The sequence below is a fragment of the Clostridium sp. UBA5119 genome (genome assembly GCF_002414285.1).
In the GTDB taxonomy this organism is placed as follows: domain Bacteria; phylum Bacillota; class Clostridia; order Clostridiales; family Clostridiaceae; genus Clostridium_J; species Clostridium_J sulfidigenes.
On record NZ_DHYX01000039.1, the window covers coordinates 52832 to 70838 of the forward strand.

At 30.3% G+C, this 18007-nt stretch carries 18 protein-coding genes and 1 pseudogene; 3 read left to right on the top strand and 16 right to left on the bottom strand.

Annotation, left to right across the window (positions count from 1 at the left end; all coding sequences use genetic code 11):
• Together B2671_RS05545 and pta are read right to left on the bottom strand one after the other, a co-directional pair.
• Positions 1 to 295, bottom strand: a pseudogene (locus tag B2671_RS05545) (acetate kinase); the annotation flags it as partial.
• Positions 296 to 405: 110 nt separating this feature from the next.
• Complete coding sequence (gene pta, locus B2671_RS05550; RefSeq protein WP_346869514.1) at positions 406 to 1407, bottom strand: phosphate acetyltransferase; 1002 nt, start codon at positions 1405 to 1407, stop codon at positions 406 to 408.
• Between the two features lie 176 nt (positions 1408 to 1583).
• Between pta and B2671_RS05555 the strand changes: the two genes are divergently transcribed.
• A complete protein-coding gene (locus B2671_RS05555) occupies positions 1584 to 2804 on the top strand; it encodes a nucleotidyltransferase (protein ID WP_346869515.1) in 1221 nt (406 codons plus the stop codon).
• Between the two features lie 166 nt (positions 2805 to 2970).
• A complete protein-coding gene (ylbJ, locus tag B2671_RS05560; RefSeq protein ID WP_346869516.1) occupies positions 2971 to 4149 on the top strand; it encodes a sporulation integral membrane protein YlbJ in 1179 nt (392 codons plus the stop codon).
• On the opposite strand, the gene B2671_RS05565 is transcribed toward ylbJ, so the two are convergent.
• Genes B2671_RS05565 through B2671_RS05590 form a run of 6 tightly spaced genes read right to left on the bottom strand, consistent with a single transcriptional unit; the run spans position 4146 to position 9857 of the window.
• Complete coding sequence (locus B2671_RS05565) at positions 4146 to 4697, bottom strand: ATP synthase F0 subunit B (protein ID WP_346869517.1); 552 nt, start codon at positions 4695 to 4697, stop codon at positions 4146 to 4148. The genes ylbJ and B2671_RS05565 overlap by 4 nt on opposite strands.
• The gene (gene coaD, locus B2671_RS05570; RefSeq protein ID WP_346869518.1) at positions 4697 to 5191 is read right to left on the bottom strand and encodes a pantetheine-phosphate adenylyltransferase; all 495 of its coding nucleotides are present in this window, start codon (positions 5189 to 5191) and stop codon (positions 4697 to 4699) included. The genes B2671_RS05565 and coaD overlap by 1 nt, the downstream gene beginning before the upstream one ends.
• Positions 5192 to 5194: 3 nt before the next feature.
• Positions 5195 to 5749, bottom strand: coding sequence for a 16S rRNA (guanine(966)-N(2))-methyltransferase RsmD (gene rsmD, locus B2671_RS05575; protein WP_346869519.1), 555 nt, complete (start codon positions 5747 to 5749; stop codon positions 5195 to 5197).
• A gap of 17 nt (positions 5750 to 5766) precedes the next feature.
• Positions 5767 to 7800: an ATP-dependent DNA helicase RecG gene (recG, locus tag B2671_RS05580; protein ID WP_346869520.1), complete on the bottom strand. Its 2034-nt coding sequence runs from the start codon at positions 7798 to 7800 to the stop codon at positions 5767 to 5769.
• Between the two features lie 46 nt (positions 7801 to 7846).
• Positions 7847 to 9493 (bottom strand): DAK2 domain-containing protein, encoded by a 1647-nt coding sequence (locus tag B2671_RS05585; RefSeq protein WP_346869521.1) that lies wholly within the window; start codon positions 9491 to 9493, stop codon positions 7847 to 7849.
• Between the two features lie 13 nt (positions 9494 to 9506).
• A complete protein-coding gene (locus B2671_RS05590; RefSeq protein WP_147519512.1) occupies positions 9507 to 9857 on the bottom strand; it encodes an Asp23/Gls24 family envelope stress response protein in 351 nt (116 codons plus the stop codon).
• 223 nt (positions 9858 to 10080) lie between these two features.
• Between B2671_RS05590 and rpmB the strand changes: the two genes are divergently transcribed.
• Positions 10081 to 10272 (top strand): 50S ribosomal protein L28, encoded by a 192-nt coding sequence (gene rpmB, locus B2671_RS05595; protein WP_035132719.1) that lies wholly within the window; start codon positions 10081 to 10083, stop codon positions 10270 to 10272.
• Positions 10273 to 10428: 156 nt separating this feature from the next.
• Here the strand turns inward: rpmB and B2671_RS05600 are convergent, their stop codons facing one another.
• From B2671_RS05600 to rsmB, 8 genes are all read right to left on the bottom strand, one after another.
• Positions 10429 to 10584 carry a hypothetical protein gene (locus B2671_RS05600; RefSeq protein WP_198028577.1) on the bottom strand — a complete coding sequence of 52 codons (156 nt, stop codon included), beginning with the start codon at positions 10582 to 10584 and terminating at the stop codon, positions 10429 to 10431.
• Between the two features lie 119 nt (positions 10585 to 10703).
• On the bottom strand, positions 10704 to 11339 hold the full coding sequence (locus B2671_RS05605; protein WP_346869522.1) for a thiamine diphosphokinase: 636 nt from the start codon (positions 11337 to 11339) through the stop codon (positions 10704 to 10706).
• A 1-nt stretch (position 11340) separates the two neighbouring features.
• Positions 11341 to 11991: a ribulose-phosphate 3-epimerase gene (rpe, locus tag B2671_RS05610; protein ID WP_346869523.1), complete on the bottom strand. Its 651-nt coding sequence runs from the start codon at positions 11989 to 11991 to the stop codon at positions 11341 to 11343.
• The gene (gene rsgA / locus B2671_RS05615) at positions 11988 to 12851 is read right to left on the bottom strand and encodes a ribosome small subunit-dependent GTPase A (RefSeq protein ID WP_346869524.1); all 864 of its coding nucleotides are present in this window, start codon (positions 12849 to 12851) and stop codon (positions 11988 to 11990) included. Before rsgA ends, rpe begins: the two co-directional genes overlap by 4 nt.
• 71 nt (positions 12852 to 12922) lie before the next feature.
• On the bottom strand, positions 12923 to 14896 hold the full coding sequence (gene pknB, locus B2671_RS05620) for a Stk1 family PASTA domain-containing Ser/Thr kinase (protein WP_346869564.1): 1974 nt from the start codon (positions 14894 to 14896) through the stop codon (positions 12923 to 12925).
• A complete protein-coding gene (locus B2671_RS05625) occupies positions 14893 to 15624 on the bottom strand; it encodes a Stp1/IreP family PP2C-type Ser/Thr phosphatase (protein ID WP_346869525.1) in 732 nt (243 codons plus the stop codon). Before B2671_RS05625 ends, pknB begins: the two co-directional genes overlap by 4 nt.
• Positions 15625 to 15630: 6 nt before the next feature.
• Entirely contained in the window at positions 15631 to 16665 is a 1035-nt protein-coding gene (rlmN, locus tag B2671_RS05630; protein ID WP_346869526.1) for a 23S rRNA (adenine(2503)-C(2))-methyltransferase RlmN, read from the bottom strand.
• Positions 16666 to 16673: 8 nt separating this feature from the next.
• Positions 16674 to 18005 carry a 16S rRNA (cytosine(967)-C(5))-methyltransferase RsmB gene (gene rsmB / locus B2671_RS05635; RefSeq protein WP_346869527.1) on the bottom strand — a complete coding sequence of 444 codons (1332 nt, stop codon included), beginning with the start codon at positions 18003 to 18005 and terminating at the stop codon, positions 16674 to 16676.
• Between the last annotated feature and the right edge of the window lie 2 nt (positions 18006 to 18007).

The window sequence follows — 18007 nt, forward strand, 5'->3', positions numbered from 1 at the left end:
ATTTTTCTCCACCATGAACAACTCTGTGTCCTACTGCTGATATTTCATCCATTGAAGAAATAACTCCATGGTTACCATCTACTAATGCACCTAAAACTAATTTTATTGCATCTTTATGGTCAGCCATTGGTTGCTCTATTATATATTTATCTCTTCCTGGAACCTTTTGATTTAAAATTGAACCTTCAATTCCTATTCTTTCAACTAATCCTTGTGCTAAGCTCTCTTCTGTTTCCATGTTTATTAATTGGTACTTTAATGAAGAACTTCCACAGTTTATTACTAATACTTTCATTCTCATTTCCTCCTGACGCATTTGTAATATATTAATATATTAATATATTAATATATTAATATATCATTATATTAGATTACAATATAATTTTAATTAAATCAATATAATATTTATTTGTTATTTTGAGCTTGCACTGCTGTAATTGCTACAACATTTACTATATCATCTACACTACATCCTCTTGAAAGGTCATTTATTGGTTTTGCAAACCCTTGACATACTGGACCTATAGCTTCAGCTCCTGCAAATCTTTGAACTAATTTATATCCAATATTTCCTGCTTGTAAATCTGGGAATATTAAAACATTGGAATTTCCTGCTACTGTACTATTTGGTGCTTTAAGACTTGCTACTTTATCAACTATAGCTGCATCTAATTGTAATTCTCCATCTATTGCAAGATCTGGTCTAGCTTCTTTTGCCATTCTTGTAGCTTCAACAACCTTATTTACATTTTCATGTTTAGCACTTCCCATAGTTGAGAAAGATAACATTGCAACCTTTGGATCTATTCCACATAGAGTCTTTGCATTTTCTGCTGTACTTATAGCTATTGATGCAAGCTCTTCTGATGTTGGATTAGGATTAACTGCACAATCTCCAAATAATAGAGTACCATTATCTCCATATGAAGAATTTTCAAGTTCCATAACGAAGAAGCTTGAAACAACTTTTATTCCTGGAGCTGTTTTTATAATTTGAAGTCCTGGACGTAATAAATCCCCTGTGCTATGTACTGCTCCTGAAACTAATCCATGGGCATCTTCTAGTTTAACCATCATTGTTCCATAATAAACGGGGTCTTTAACTGTTTGTAATGCTTTTTCCTCTGTAACACCCTTGTTTTTTCTAAGTTCATAAAATGCTTTTGCATACTCTTCAGTCTTAGGTGATACTTCAGGATCTACAATTTCAATTCCCTCAATATTTACCCCGAAATTCTTAGCATTTTCCTTAATCTTATCCTGGCTACCTACTAATATAACTTTAGCTATTTTATTTTTATGGATAATTTCTGAAGCCTTTAAATTTCTTTCTTCTTCACCTTCTGGAAGTACTATTGTCTTCATCTCTTGTTGTGCTAATTTCCATACCTTTTGTGTAAAACTCATTTTTCTTACCCCTTTCAGTAAAAATATTCTAAATATCCCTTATTACTATACCCCTTTTCATATATATTTTTCAACCTCTATATTGAATTTTTTTGACTTAATTTAATAATTAGGCTATCATAATTAACATTTTTTTGATATAATCTATGGTTATATGAGTACAGGAGGTAATTTAAATGAAAATATCAGGAATTATTGTGGAATATAATCCTCTTCACAATGGACACCTTTTTCATATAAATAAAACTAAAGAATTGACTAATAGTGATTTAATTATTGCAGTTATGAGTGGAAACTTTAATCAAAGAGGTATTCCCTCTATAGTAGATAAATGGAAAAAAACATCAATGGCTTTAAATAATGGGGTAGATATTGTTTTAGAACTCCCTGCAATATACAGCCTATCTTCTGCGGAATTCTTTTCTTATGGTTCCATAAGTCTTCTTAATAGTCTAGGGATAGTAGATTCAATTTGCTTTGGAAGTGAATCAGGTGATATAGACTTTCTTAAAGAAATATCTGATCTACTAGTAGAAGAACCCCCTTTATTTAAGTCCTTATTGAAAGAAGAATTAGGTAGAGGATTACCTTTTCCAAAGGCTCGTTCTTCAGCTTTAATTCATTATTTAAATAAAAAAAATTATTATAATGAAAAAGACATAGCTGACTATCTAAATTCTTCTAACAATATTTTAGGTGTTGAATACCTTAAGAGCTTAAAAAAGCTTCATAGTAATATTGTACCCTATACTATAAAAAGGGAAGGTGGGGATTACAATAGTACTAATTTAAATAATATCTTCTCAAGTGCTACTGCTATTAGAAAATCCTTGAAATCAAATACTTCAATGGAAGAATTAATATCTCATATTCCTCCTAGTGTTTACGCGGATATTGTAGAACTTAAAAACAAAAATTATAATTTTCCCTTTGATTACATGATATATCCATATATAAAGTATAAGGCTATAACTAGCAAAAATAACTTTTTCGAATTAATTCCGGATGCTTCTGAAGGTCTCCATAATAAGATATTAGCTACCATAAAAGATGCTAAAGATTATGAACATTGTATTGAAATGATAAAAAGTAAACGATATACCTACACTAGAATTAGTAGAATATTATGTCAGTATTTTCTAGGCTTTTATGAATACAATACCTTAGAAATGCGTAAAGACCCTTGTCCATATGCCCGTATTTTGGGCTTCACTAAACATGGAGCTATGGCATTAAAATCAATGAAGAACAATTCTTCTATACCAATATATTCAAAACTACCAAAGGATATAAACCCTACCTTAAAATTAGATTTACAATGCACTAGTGGCTATAGTATTCTAAATCCTTCCATAAGTGCTATGGAAGATTATCTGCAAAGCCCGATTATATTATAAACATAATTCTTCAAGGAACCATACTAAAACAACCTAAATCTTAAATTAATTTTTAGTGAATTGTTTTGTAAGTACCTTGAAGATTTTATTTTACCTATATTTTGTTATCATATATTCCCAAGATAAAAAATATATTTAAGTATATCAATTTAAAAGGATTATTTTAATGAAGGCATTATTTTTTATTGTAATTGCGCTTATTATATTTTTAATATATTTATTATTTAGGAAATCATCAAAAAACCTTCTGCTTACAACAATATTTTCTCTCTTAATTATTTACATCATACTAAATCCTAAAGATTGCATAGCCTTTACTATAAATGGAGCTAAACTGTTTTTTTACTCAGTATTTCCATCACTATTCCCCTTCTTGGTCATAGTTAACTTAATTTTTTCTTTTGGTGGCATAGAAATTTATTCAAAATTTTTAGGTAAATTACTATGTACCCCCTTAAGACTACCAAAGGAGTGTAGTGTAGTTATTTTAGCTAGTTTGTTTTGTGGATATCCTCTTGGTTCCAGATATGCTTGTGAACTCTATGAAAGGAAGGTTATTGATAAATCAACTTTTGAAAGACTTTTAAATATAGCCACCAATGGAAGTCCTCTGTTTATTATAGGTACTGTTGGTACTGCAATGCTTCATAGTACATTTCTAGGTTATATCCTTCTTATTTCTAATGCTTTATCTTGTATTGTTATGGGGTTAATATTACCTACTAAAAAGACTAATAAATATACTATATATAGCAATTCTTCTGTTGCTGCTACACAGATAAAAGAAAACCTTAACTTCGGGGTGGCTATGAAAAATGCCCTTGAAGATGCTACCAAAACCTGCTTATCAATAGGTAGTTTTGTAGTTATTTTTTCTGTAATTATAAACATAATAAAAAGCAGTGGAGTATATCACACTGCCCTTATTTCTTTATGTAGTTCTGGTATTATTAATTACAATCTACTTGATGGAATCTTCCTTGGATTTATAGAAATTACAAATGGATGTAACATTGTAGCTACAAGCTCCTTAACCCTAAATATTAAAATTCTTATATGTAGCTTTTTAATAGGTTTTAGTGGATTATCTATAACCTTCCAAGTATATTCCTTTGTTTACAAATATAAGGTATCAATGAAAAAATATATATTCCTAAAAGTTGTTCAAGGAATGATATGCACCTTAATAACATTGTTATTTTTAAAGCTACCATTTTCTCTAGTTAATCAGGAAACTTTTTTCATAAACAATACTATTCTATCATCTAAATCAGGGTTTTTGATCCTACTAATATTTATATTTTCTATCCCTGTCATATTTAAAAAGTTACGAGATTGTTTTTAGTCATTTCCTAATTCTTTAATATTTTCTCTTACCTTAGATGTAGTGGAAGAAATTTCTTTATATAATTTTACAAGCATTTCTTCCATTTCATTTTGTATAACTTTTAAAGACTCTTCTCCTATAATGTCTATATCCTTTTGTAAATTACTTAAAGTACTATCTGCATAATTCATAACTCCAAATTTTAAATCCTTAGCTTGCTTATTAGCTTCACCTTTAATTTTTTTAGCTTCCTCATTAGCACTTTCTAATATTTCTTCTGCTTCTTTTTTAGCAGTTACTAACACATCACAGTTTTCATATTCTTGTTGTGCTCTTTTTCTACTATCCTCAATAATATGTTCTGCTTCACTTCTTGCTTCGTCTAAAATTATTTCTTTACGATTCATTAAATTTTTAGCTTCTTCAAATTCATCTGGTAGTAATTTTCTCATTTCATTAAGAGTTCTTAAGACCTCTTTTTTATTAATAGATACTTTACCGACTAAATTCTTTGGTGACATGTCAATAGTTTGTTGTAGATAATCTAATAGTTCTAATACCTTCACTATAATTCCCCCTCAAAACTTTTAGCTCTCTCTCTAATTTCATTTTCTAACTCTTTTGGAATTAATCCATCCAAGTGTCCCTTAAACAAAGCCACTTGCTTTATAGCTGATGAACTAAGATAAGAGTACTTAGAGTTGGTCATCATAAACATAGTTTCTTTTGTTTTATCAAGCTTTTTATTCATTAATGCCATTTGAAACTCATAATCAAAATCTGACATAGATCTAAGTCCCTTAACCATTACATCACTGTCTTCTGCTTCCATAAAATCCACTAAAAGACCTGTAAAACTTTTTACTTTTACATTTGGTAAATCTTTAACCACTCTCTCAATTTGATCAATTCTTTCTTCAATACTAAACCAGCCACTTTTGTTAGGATTTAGTAATACAGCTACTGTAACCTGATCAAATACGTATGAACATCTTTTTATAATATCTAAGTGACCATTTGTTATTGGGTCAAAACTGCCTGGATAAACTGCTTTAATCATTTTTTACTCCTTAAATTCATAGAAACATACAGTGGTGTTTCCGTATTTTCTTTGGTCTATTAAAACAATGTCTTCATAACCTTCACAAATTTCTTCACCTGAATCTATTTTCGTTACAATTAAGCCATCTCTTTGTAGTAAATTATGTTTTTTTATAAGTTCTAGAGCTGGTGGAATCATATCCTTTGCATAAGGTGGGTCTATAAATATTAAATCAAATACCTTGCCTATTCTCCCAAACTCCTCTAAGTATTTGTATGAATCACCTTTATAAGATGTACAGAAATCTTCAAATTTTAAATTTTTAATATTTTCTTTTAAATATTTATAAGTTACGTCTCCCATGTCTATTAAATGACACTCTTTAGCTCCTCTACTTGCAGCCTCTAGACCTAAGCTTCCTGTACCAGAAAACTGATCTAAAACTATACTGCCTCTTACTCTATTTTGTATTATGCTGAAAATTGATTCTTTAACTCTATCAAGAGTAGGTCTAGTGCCCATCCCCTCTGGTGATAGTAACTTTCTTCCTTTAGCTTTTCCTGCAATTACTCTCATTTTTATCTCCTTTGACCTTAGTTAAAGCAAATATAACTAGTGCTTTTTTCTAGGTTAATCATTATTTCTTTAAGTATTCTTTTGTTTTCTTCATCCTTGTTATTAATAAATTTCTTAGCTTCATGATTTGCTATTTTAAATAGTTGAAAATCCTCTGATAAATCACTAAGAATTAATCCATTTTCACCAGATTGTCTAAGTCCAAACATTTCTCCACTTCCTCTTAATTTTAAATCTTGTTCCGCTATATAAAAACCATCATTGCTATTTTTCATTATGTCCATTCTCTTTTTAGTTGTTTCACTTTTTATATTAGCTACAAGAACACAATAAGATTTATGAGATCCTCTTCCAACTCTTCCTCTTAACTGATGCAATTGAGATAATCCAAACCGCTCTGCATTTTCTATAATTATAACCGTTGCATTAGGTACATTTACACCTACTTCAATAACCGTAGTGGATATTAACACCTTAATATTTCCTTCTTTAAATTCATTCATAATTAAATTTTTATCTTTATTACTCATTTTACCATGAAGAATGGCGATTTCCATACTTTTAAAGTAAGTTTTTTTTAGCTCTTCATATAATGCTGTTACAGAACTTAATTTCATATCTTCATTTTCTTCAACCAATGGACAAACTACATAAATCTGTCTTCCTTTTTTTATCTCCTCTAAAGCAAAGTTATATATTCTCCCCTTTTCCTGAGTAGATAAATAATAGGTATCAATCGGTTTTCGCCCTGGTGGTAAAGTATCAATTATCGATACTTCTAAATCTCCATAAAGATATAAACATAAAGTCCTTGGAATAGGTGTAGCACTCATTACAAGTACATCAATATCTTCACGCTTATTTCCAAATCTAGTTCTTTGACCAACACCAAATCTATGCTGCTCATCAGTTATTATAAGTCCTAAGTTTTTAAACTGGACATTATCTTCTATCAAAGCATGAGTACCTATTATTAAGTCTATTTCACCTTTTAATAACTTTTCTTTTATAAGGTTTTTATTTTTTTCTGTGGTACTACCTGTTAATAACTCTATAGTAATATTAAAATCCTTAAAGATTTTTTCTGCCTCGTAGTAATGCTGTTTTGCCAATATTTCTGTAGGCGCCATCATGGCACCTTGATAACCATTCATAATAACATTAAAAAGGGCAATAAAAGCAACTATAGTCTTACCACTACCTACATCTCCTTGAACTAATCTATTCATAGGACTGGGTTTCTTTTGATCTCTTAATATTTCTCTAACAGTTCTAGTTTGTGCATCTGTTAACTGAAAAGGTAACTTATCCTTTAAATCTTTCAGCTCCTTTGATATGGAAAAGGAAATTCCCTTAGAATTAATACTTCTATTTTTTAAGGCCATAAGCTTTAAAGAGTATGTAAATAACTCTTGGAACTTTAATCTTCTTCTTGCCTCTTCTAATAACTTTAAACTTTTGGGATTATGTATATTTCTTATAGCACTATCCAAAGACATAAAATCATGTTCATCCAAAATTGACTTTGGTAAATTTTCTTGTATTTTTACTGTGTTTAAAGTTTCTGTAACGATTTTATTTAAAAAAGTATTAGAAATATCGTCCCTTAACGGATATCTTGCCATAATATCCGTACTCTCTGTAGTAGTATTTCTCATTATGGTTCCATTTTTAATTATAAAATCTCTACCTTGTTTCTCTATAATGCCACTTATAACATATCTACTGCCAATTCTAAAACTACTTTTCACATAGGGCTGATTAAACCATATTCCCTTAACTACTCTTCCTTTATGAATAAATCTAATGGTTGTAAGTATTTTTCCTGTTTTTGTCCTTATGTCAGGTAAAATTCTCTCCACTCCAACCTCTAATATTATCTTTCCCTTAGAATCCACTTCATCTAAATCTTCAACAATAAAGATACTCTCATAATCCCTTGGAAAGTATAACAATAAATCTAAAATACTATATATTCCACATTTACTCAATTTCTCAGCCATTTTAGGCCCTACACCTTTAATTGCTGTAACACTACTATAAATATTCACCTTATCAACTCCATATGGCTAACATAGAAAAAAAGCCCTAAGGCTTTTATTCTACTGATGTAATAAAATAGTATAATGGTTGCTCACCATTAAAACATTGAACATCCATGTCTGGATATGCTTCTTCTAATTCTGATACTAACTGGTTAACCTTATCCTCTTCACAGTCTTCACCATAGAATATAGTAATAAGCTCGTTATCTTCATTTACCATGTTTTCTATAAGCTTTTTACATACAGCATATACATCCTGACCTATTTCATTTATTTTTCCTTCTAATAATCCTAGAATATCTCCCTCTTTAATATGTCTACCATTGTCTTCGGTATCCTTAACCGCATAGGTTACTGAACCAGAAGTAACAGTTTCTATAGTTTCATTCATAGCTGCTTCATTTTCTTCTGAAGTACCATCTGGATTAAACATAGTTATAGCTGTAATTCCTTGAGGGATAGTTTTTGTAGGAATTACTATAACCTTTTTATCTTCTATTAAATCTACAGCTTGTGTAGCTGCCATTATTATATTTTTATTATTTGGAAGAACAAATACTACCTCAGCATTAATTTTATTGATGCTATTAACTATATCTTCTGTACTAGGATTCATAGTCTGACCACCTTCAATAACCTGATCTACTCCAAGATCTTTAAATATTGAAGAAATCCCATTACCTCTAGCTACAGTTACAAATCCATAAGCTTTAGGATCCTCTTTTAATTCTTCCACTACTGCGTCATTGCTACTTTCATCTATGCCTAATAAAGATCTGTGTTGTTCTCTCATATTTTCAATTTTAATTTTTGAAAGATCTCCAAAGGTTACTGCTTTAGATAAAACTGCTCCTGGATCATTAGTATGGACATGAACCTTAGTTATATCCTCTAATCCTACAAGAACTAATGAATCACCTTGAGATTCAAGGAAATCTTTAAATTTTGGTATATCTTTTACTTCATTAAGTATGATAAACTCTGTGCAGTATCCAAATTTAATATCTTCTGGATCCATATTTAGCTCTGGAATATCATAATTATTTTCTGATTCACCTTCTAAATCATTAATTAAAGAAACTTCACTTTTATTTTTTAGAACTTCTAACATACCTCTTAATATTATTAATAATCCCATTCCACCAGCATCTACTACCTTAGCTTGTTTTAACTGTGGTAACATTTCTGGAGTCTTATCAAGCATCTTTTTACTTTCTTTACATACTTCTTCAAATAATTCAACTATATTTTCAGCTTCACTGCAGATAGCAGCTTCTCCCGCCGCTCTAATTATAGTTAAAATCGTTCCTTCTGTTGGTCTCATAACTGCTTTATAAGCAAAATTTGAGCCTTCTACAAAAGAATTCTTAACTTCCTCTATAGTTGCCTCCTCTGCATTTTCAAGCCCCTTTGCGATACCTCTTAAAATCTGAGAAAGAATAACTCCAGAGTTTCCTCTAGCCCCCATTAAAGCACCCTTGGCTAACTTCTTAGATACTTCTCCTATACCCTTATTCTCTAAACCTTCTATTTCTCTAGCTGCAGCCTTAAAGGTTAAAGACATATTTGTTCCTGTATCTCCATCAGGTACTGGGAATACATTCAAGGAGTTTACATATTCTTTCTGCTTCTCTAATGCATTTGAAGCACTTTTTATCATATTTGAAAAATCACGTCCATTAATCTGTGTATATGCCACTTTATGTTCCCCCTTAAACTCTAATGCCTTGAATATTAACAGTAACTTGAGAAACCTTAACACCTGTAAGATTTTCTAAATTGTATCTAACTGTTTGTATTATATTATTAGCGATTACTGCAATTTTAGTTCCATATTCAACAATTATATATAGTTCTATAGCTATAGCATTCTCTTTTTGAGTTATTTTAACTCCTTTTGCTAGGTTTTCAGCTTTTAATAATTCCCATAAACCATCCTTAGCATTCTTTAAAGCCATGCCAACAACTCCATAGCATTCCATGGTTGATACACCTGCTATATTAGCTATTACATCTTCAGAATAGTATATATTTCCTATTTCAGTTGTTATATTAGCTTTCATAATCAATTCCTCCTTAATTATACCTTATAAACATTTTATATTAACTTAAGATTTAATTCAACTAATATAATTATATATATCGTTGAATTTTATTATAACAATATGTATAATATAATAGTATGTGTTTATTTTTCTTAATACTTGCAACAATCATAGTAATTATGTTAAAATAACTTGTGTTTGATTTATAGCAGTATGTTGAAATTTTGAGGAGGTGTAATATATGTCAAGAAGATGTGAAATATGCGATAAAGGTGTAGTTTCAGGAGTACAATTCTCTCACTCTCACCGTCAATCAAAAAGAAAATGGGCTCCAAACTTAAAAAAAGTTAAAGCTATAGTTAACGGTTCACCTAAGACAGTACACGTTTGTACTAGATGCTTACGTTCTGGTAAGGTTCAACGTGCCGTTTAATTGGTAAAAAAAATGCAACTACCTTTATAGTTGCATTTTTTTATGTGCAAAATTAATAACTATGTTTTTTTCTTACAAAAATTTTAACTATTTTAGATAAAAACTTAGGTAGCTTAATTACTCTTATAGTCACCCTTTAACCTCCTTAACCGATTATTAGCAAAACTTATTCATTATAAACCATCCAGCACATATAATGGCACAACCTATGGCTACCATCCACCCCCAAAATGGAATTAGCATAGCTAATACTATCCCTGCTCCTACAGAACTAACAATAAGTCCCAACCTTTTAGTTGTCCTACTCCTCATACTTACTTCCCCCATAAGCCTTTTTAGTATCATTATATGTATTGACGTAAAAAGTGGTACATAAATAAAAAAATTACAATCATCAATTGTAATAATGACTGTAATCCTATATTTTAAATTTATATTTTATGAACTCTAATTACTATAAGACATCCTTTAGAAAAAGATATGCTAACTTTTTCCTCTTCAAACTCATTAGATACAGTGAGATTGTTTCCTTGTGCTAGCGCAAAATTCTTTAATTTATATTTGACTCCCTCTATAGTTAAATCATGAGTATCTTCTAAATAGCTAAATAGAGAAAATATATCCCCTTTTTTCCCAAAGATATTTGTAGGTTTATCTATAAGATAGATTTCATTATACTCATCTATTATACGACAATTTATTGATTTTTTTAAACCTTCATTGAGAATACATAAATTTGCATAGAAATGGTCAATTCTCTTACCTGTACATCCTAAAAAAATTATTTCTGTAGCTCCTAACTCCACTGCCTTATTAAAAGCTATATGACTATCTGTATAATCCTTCTCCTTTGGAAATCTAATAGTTTTAGAGCTATTACTTATTTCCATATATGTTTTTTCATCAATAGAGTCAAAATCTCCTAACAAATAATTTGGATGTATTTCATGATTTAAAAGAACGTTAGCACCTCCATCAGCTGCTATAATTATAGACTTTTCATTTATATATTTATCTAAAATCTTTTTACTTGGAGGATCTCCTCCTCCAACTATAACTGCTTGCATACTAAAACCCACTTTTTATATTACTTATATTTTTTTCTATTTCATTATTTTTAAATACTGCTGAACCCGCTACTATAGAATTAGCTCCACATTTTACAACTTTACTAACATTGGTTGCATCTATGCCACCATCTACTTGTATATATAATTCTTTATTATATTTATCCTTTAACTCTTTAACCTGTGATATTTTATCTACTGAATACTCTATATATTTTTGACCTCCAAATCCCGGATTAACTGACATGATAAGTACCATATCTAAATCTGGAATTAAGTTTTCTATCATAGAAACAGGAGTACCAGGATTTAATGCTACTCCAGATTTAACTCCTAAGCTTTTAATATATTTTATAGTTCTGTCTATATGTCTATCTGCTTCATAATGAACTGTTATCATGTTAGCTCCTGCATCTACAAAATCTTTTACGTATCTAGCTGGATCTTCAATCATTAAATGTACATCAAAAACTAAGGTTGTAAGATTTCTTATGGATTTTATAACAGGAACTCCAAAGGATATGTTAGGTACAAACATCCCGTCCATAACATCAATATGAACCCAATCCGCTCCATGTTTTTCTATTTCTTTAACCTGCTCTCCTAACCTTGAAAAGTCTGCTGACAATATAGATGGTGATAATTTTATCATTTTCTATTCCCCCTACTAATAATTTCTTCTAATATTTTTATGTAGAATTCATATCTACTTTTATTTATTTGTCCAGATTCTACCTTTTGTTTTACTATACAACCTGGTTCTTTATAATGAACACAATTATTAAACTTACATCCATCTTTAAATTCTTCAAATTCCGGAAACATATGTTGTAGTTCTTCTTTATCTATGAAATCTAATTCCAAAGAAGAAAATCCTGGTGTGTCAACTAAGAATCCATCTTCTATCCTTATGAGTTCACTATGCCTAGTTGTATGTTTTCCTCTTTTTAGTTTATCACTAATATCCCCTGTTTTCATAGCATATCTACCTAAAACTTTATTCAATATAGTAGATTTACCAACTCCAGAAGGCCCACAAAATACAGTAATATTACCCTTTATCTTTTCCTTTAACTGGTCTATTCCAACACTATGTTTTCCTTGTACATACATTATTTCATATCCAGCTTTATTTAACATACTACCTATTTCCTTGCTATAATCACTTTCAATATCCATTTTATTAAAGCAAATAATAGCTACTACATGATTATACTCACATAAAACTAAAAATTTATATAATAAGCTTAAATTCAAATCTGGATTCTTACTAGTAACTACTACAAAAGCTTGAGTTACGTTAGCAACGGCAGGTCTTATAAGTTGATTTCTTCTCTTTAATATTTCCGTTATAACACCCTTCCCATTTTCTTCTTCTATGATTACCTCATCACCAATCATGGGAGTTTCACCCTTATGTCTAAATTTCCCTCTAGCCTTACACTCTATAACTTTTTCTTCAACATCCACATAGTATAATCCACCAATTCCTTTAACTATTACACCTTGCATATATTCCTCCTAAATTTTAACTAATCCTTAGGCAAGTTTATAACTTACCTAAGGATTATTAACTTCATTGGTTAAGGTTCTTCATCTTTGTCATCATCGCCGCCAATATTAGGGGCTTTTATTTGAGCTATAAGATTTATGGTACTTCCTTTATCTAACTTATTACCTTCAGGTACATCTTGACTTATTATAAGACCTTTTCTATCTCCAGTAATAGTTATTCTAAATCCAAGTGAATTAGCTACTGCTTGCGCATCTTCAGTGGTTCTTCCAATGAAATTAGGAACTTCAACCTTACCTTCATCTGGATCCTTATATTGATAGTAATTAACACTTATCTTTTCATTTTCTTGTACTGAAGTCAGAGCAGGTTCACTTTGGTTGAATATCTTTCCATCCCTACTTATATCATCAGTTATTACTGCAGTAGTAGATCCAAGTTTTAGATTTACTACGGCTAATACTTGCTCTGCTTCTTTTAGTGTTAATCCAATGAGATCTGGTACTTGTGTCTTCTTTATCCTAGAACCTTTACTTATAACTATATCTACTGTATCACCTTTTTTAACCTTAGTCTTTGCTACTGGATTAGTACTTATTACTGCGCCTTGTTCTATTTCTTCAGAATAGTCTTCTGTTATCTTTCCCACCTTAAGCCCTTGAGTAACTATATGATCTTGAGCAACACTTTTACCCAGCTTCACAACATCTGGTACCTCAATCTCTCCTGGTCCTGTACTAATCCTTACTCTAACTTCACTTTCTTTTTTTACTGCAGTACCTTCCGATGGAAATACTGCAATTATAGTTCCAGCTGGCTTATCACTAGCTTCCTCTCCTAAGACTACATAAGTCAACCCTAATTTTTCTACAGCATCTTTAGCTTCATCTGCTGTAAGTCCAATTATCTTTGGAACCTTTAATTCGTCTTTTTTAACGTTATCGTTGACTTTATTATATACAGTAGTACCTACAAATACACCTATAAGAATAGTTAATAAAAGAGCCCCTCCAACTATTAGTACCTTTTTCCATGTACTAGTTTTTCTCTTTTCACCATCATAATCTTCATAATCCTCGTCTTCTTCCTCTTCTTCCTCATCATCCATATCTCTATTAGCTAATTTCTTCCCAAGATTGCTAGCATACATAGTATTTTGAATTTGGGTTGCATCCATTACTGTAGTATAATCATTATCCATATTGGAAGGTGTTACTATATACTTATTATTATTTTCTATTCTCATTAAATCTATTAACATATCTGTTACATTATTATATCTTTTTATAACTTCCTTCTGAGTAGCCTTAATTACTAAATTGTTTAGACTATCTGGTACTTCTGGAACTAAAACCTTAGGAGGCACAATAGTATCTTGTATATGTTTAAGCGCCACTGCTACAGCACTTTCTCCATCAAAGGGAACTCTTCCTGTTAGCATTTCATATATCACAATTCCAAAAGAATAGATATCTGTTCTATTATCAACTATCTTTCCTTTGGCTTGCTCAGGAGAGAAGTAATGTGCAGAACCAATAACTTTATTAGTATGAGTTATTGTATCAGATGACGTAGCTTTGGCTATTCCAAAATCTGTAACTTTAATTATACCTTCTTCATTTATTAATATATTGTGAGGTTTTATATCTCTATGGATAATTTTATTTTTATGAGCACATTCTAAAGCTTTAGCAATTTGTATTGAAATCTTTAAAGTTGAGTCCATGGAAAGAGGTGCATTTTCTCTTATGTATTCTTTTAAAGTTTTTCCATTCACTAATTCCATTACAATATAATTAATATTTCCTTCTGAACCCACATCATAAATATTAACTATATTACTATGAGAAAATGTTGCTGTAGCTAAAGCTTCTCTTCTAAATTTCTCCATAAATTCACTATTATTAGAGTACTCTGGCTTTAGTATTTTTATTGCTACAAATCTAATTAAAATTCTACATTTAGCCTTATATACTACTGCCATACCCCCTTCGCCAATCTTTTCTATGAGTTCATATCTATTTCCTAACATAGTTCCTATCATCTGCACTCCCACTCTCCTTTAAAAATGATGATAGAAATATTATCTCTTCCACCATTTTTCTTACTCATGTTTATTAGTTCCATACATTGATTGCCATTATAACCTTGTAAAACTCTAAAAATATCCTCCTCACTTACTTCATTAGTAAGTCCATCACTACAAAGAAGAATTTTGTAAACCCCTCTTATATCTAAACAGTAGTAATCTGCCGTTACTACTGGATTAGTTCCTAAGGCTCTTGTTATAACATTTTTATTAGGATGATTCTTAGCTTCCTCATTAGTTATTGTTCCATTATCTAATAGTTCTTGTACCAATGAATGATCTTTTGTAACCTTAACAAGCTGTCCATCCTTTAAAATATATCCTCTACTATCTCCTATGTTTACCATAGTTAAGTTATTTCCTCTCACAAAAGCTCCCACAAGAGTAGTTCCCATTCCATTACAACTTTCGTTTAACAAGCTTTCTCTATATATTTTTCTATTAGCACTTAAGATTGCCTCATTTAAAATTTCCTCTTCTGACCTATCCTTTTGATGATTAATTACATATTCAATAATTGTATCTATAGCAATCTTACTAGCAATTTCACCAGCATTATGCCCTCCCATACCATCGGCTATTACAAAAATACCGAAATCTTCTTCTTCGTAGTACCCAACGGAATCTTCATTAAAAGTTCTTTTATTTCCAACATCCGTTTCTATTCCTAACAATCTCCCCATTAAAAACTACAACTCCCTTTTTTCTATATAACTTTTTCTCAACTGACCACAAGCAGCATTTATGTCTAAACCCATTTCTTTTCTAACAGTAGTTTCAATCCCGTGTTTCATTAAAATATCTCTAAAGCCCTTAACTTGCTCTTCATTTGATTTTTTTAAATCATTTTCATCTATTTCGTTTATTGGAATTAAATTTACATGACATAACATACCTCTTATTAATTTTACTAATTGCTCAGCCTGCACTTTAGAGTCGTTTACCCCCTTTACTAACGCATATTCAAATGTAATTCTTCGTCCCGTTTTATCAATATAATATTTACAGCTATCAATAAGCTCAGCTATAGAATACACCTTAGCAATAGGCATAGTTTTCACACGCAATTCATCATTAGGAGCATGTAATGAAATTGCTAGTGTTATCTGTAAATCTAAATTTGCTAAGTTCTTTATCTTAGGCACAATTCCACATGTAGAAAGAGTTATATGACGTTGTCCTATATTAAGTCCATACTGAGAATTTACATCCTTAATAAATTTTACAACATTATCATAGTTATCTAACGGTTCTCCACTTCCCATAAGTACAATATTTGAGATTCTCTCCCCAAGTTGTTTTTGTGAAACCATAATCTGACCTAACATTTCTCCACTACTTAAACTTCTAACAGCTCCTCCAATAGTTGAAGCACAAAACTTACAACCCATATTACATCCTACCTGAGTTGATATGCATATAGAATTTCCATGACTATACTGCATAACCACTCCTTCAACTATATTACCATCATGTAAAAGAAATAAATGCTTGCGAGTATCACTATTTTTAGAACTATATGTTTCTACTATTCTAGGTATTCCTATAAAAAAATTTTTTTCTAATTTTTTCAAAGTATCTTTAGATATGTTAGTCATCTCTTTGAAGTCCCAAACTTCATTATAAATCCAAGAGAATACTTGTTTAGCTCTAAATTCTTTTTCACCATTTTCTTTCATCCATGATTTAAGTTCTTCTATATCTAAATCTAATATATTTTTCATTTCTACTCCTATTTATTTCTACGAATTTTTGCTATAAAAAATCCATCCATATATTCATTAGGTAACACTGTTACAGAACCCTTTTCGTCATAGACCAGATTTTCCACCTGTCCAAAGTTTAATGGCTCTATACTAAAATCTTTAAAATTACTTAAAAACCAATTTATATTTCCTTGATTTTCTACTTTATTTATAGTACAAGTTGAATATAAAATTATTCCATCTGGTCTCACATATTTAGTTGCATTCTTCATTATTTCACGTTGAACTGTTATTAAAGATTTTAATTCTTTCTCTTTTTTTGTATATTTAATTTCTGGTTTTTTTCTTATTATTCCTAAGCCAGAGCAAGGTACATCTATAAGCACTCTATCTCCCACATCTATTAATTCTTTGCATTCTTTAGTAGCATCTAATATATCTAATTCAATGTTTGTTAGTCCTAATCTTTCACTATTACTTCTTATAAGTTCTAGCTTATGATCATAAATATCAAAAGCCTTAACTATACCTGTATTATCCATTATTTCAGCTATATGAGTAGTTTTTCCTCCTGGAGCACTACATAAATCTAATACAGTCATATGCTCTTTTAAATCCATACTAGGTGCTACTAGCATAGCACTTTCATCTTGAACCGTAATAGTACCTTTCTTAAACAGTGGATTTTCCTCTATACTCTTTCCTCTTACGATTCTTATGGCTTCAGGACATATAGACCCCTCTTCTACGTTGTAAGAATTTTTTTCCAACTCATGAAAAACCTGTTCAAAATCTTCCTTTGTGGAGTTTACTCTAACTGTAACAGCAGGTCTTTTATTAAGCCCATCTAGTATCTTTTCTCCAACTACCTCTCCATATTGCTCAATAAATAATTTTACCATCCATTGAGGAAAAGAATATGAAAATGCTAATCTTTCATTAATATTTTCTTTATTATAATAATCTTTATTCTTATTTCTTAAATAACTTCTTAATACCCCATTTACTAATTTGGAAGCTCCCACAGATACATTAGTCTTAGCTAAATTAACGCCCTCATTTACTGCTGCAAACTCAGGTATTTTATCTAAATATCTAAGCTGATATATACAAACCCTTAATAAATTTAAAATATATTTATCTGTTTTGTCAAATTTTTTTTCTAAAAAAGTCTTAAGTATTTTATCAATTGCATACCTATACTTTATAGTACCATAAACAAGTTCTGTAGCTAATGCTTTATCTTTATCTCCAAGATTACATTGGCTAAGGTTGTTGTTTAAAACAATATTAGAATAAGCCTTATTTTCAAAGACTTGCATTACTGTATTTACTGCTACTTCTCTAGCACCTATCATTC

What these genes read in the sequence shown, in the direction of transcription:
- rsmB (WP_346869527.1), bottom strand. Translation starts at nt 18,005, where the DNA reads ATGATAGGTGCTAGAGAAGTAGCAGTAAATACAGTAATGCAAGTCTTT.
- rpmB (WP_035132719.1), top strand. Translation starts at nt 10,081, where the DNA reads ATGTCAAGAAGATGTGAAATATGCGATAAAGGTGTAGTTTCAGGAGTA.
- B2671_RS05555 (WP_346869515.1), top strand. Translation starts at nt 1,584, where the DNA reads ATGAAAATATCAGGAATTATTGTGGAATATAATCCTCTTCACAATGGA.
- B2671_RS05605 (WP_346869522.1), bottom strand. Translation starts at nt 11,339, where the DNA reads ATGCAAGCAGTTATAGTTGGAGGAGGAGATCCTCCAAGTAAAAAGATT.
- ylbJ (WP_346869516.1), top strand. Translation starts at nt 2,971, where the DNA reads ATGAAGGCATTATTTTTTATTGTAATTGCGCTTATTATATTTTTAATA.
- pknB (WP_346869564.1), bottom strand. Translation starts at nt 14,896, where the DNA reads ATGATAGGAACTATGTTAGGAAATAGATATGAACTCATAGAAAAGATT.
- rsmD (WP_346869519.1), bottom strand. Translation starts at nt 5,749, where the DNA reads ATGAGAGTAATTGCAGGAAAAGCTAAAGGAAGAAAGTTACTATCACCA.
- B2671_RS05590 (WP_147519512.1), bottom strand. Translation starts at nt 9,857, where the DNA reads ATGAAAGCTAATATAACAACTGAAATAGGAAATATATACTATTCTGAA.
- rpe (WP_346869523.1), bottom strand. Translation starts at nt 11,991, where the DNA reads ATGATAAAATTATCACCATCTATATTGTCAGCAGACTTTTCAAGGTTA.
- coaD (WP_346869518.1), bottom strand. Translation starts at nt 5,191, where the DNA reads ATGATTAAAGCAGTTTATCCAGGCAGTTTTGACCCAATAACAAATGGT.
- B2671_RS05600 (WP_198028577.1), bottom strand. Translation starts at nt 10,584, where the DNA reads ATGAGGAGTAGGACAACTAAAAGGTTGGGACTTATTGTTAGTTCTGTA.
- B2671_RS05625 (WP_346869525.1), bottom strand. Translation starts at nt 15,624, where the DNA reads ATGGGGAGATTGTTAGGAATAGAAACGGATGTTGGAAATAAAAGAACT.
- pta (WP_346869514.1), bottom strand. Translation starts at nt 1,407, where the DNA reads ATGAGTTTTACACAAAAGGTATGGAAATTAGCACAACAAGAGATGAAG.
- rsgA (WP_346869524.1), bottom strand. Translation starts at nt 12,851, where the DNA reads ATGCAAGGTGTAATAGTTAAAGGAATTGGTGGATTATACTATGTGGAT.
- rlmN (WP_346869526.1), bottom strand. Translation starts at nt 16,665, where the DNA reads ATGAAAAATATATTAGATTTAGATATAGAAGAACTTAAATCATGGATG.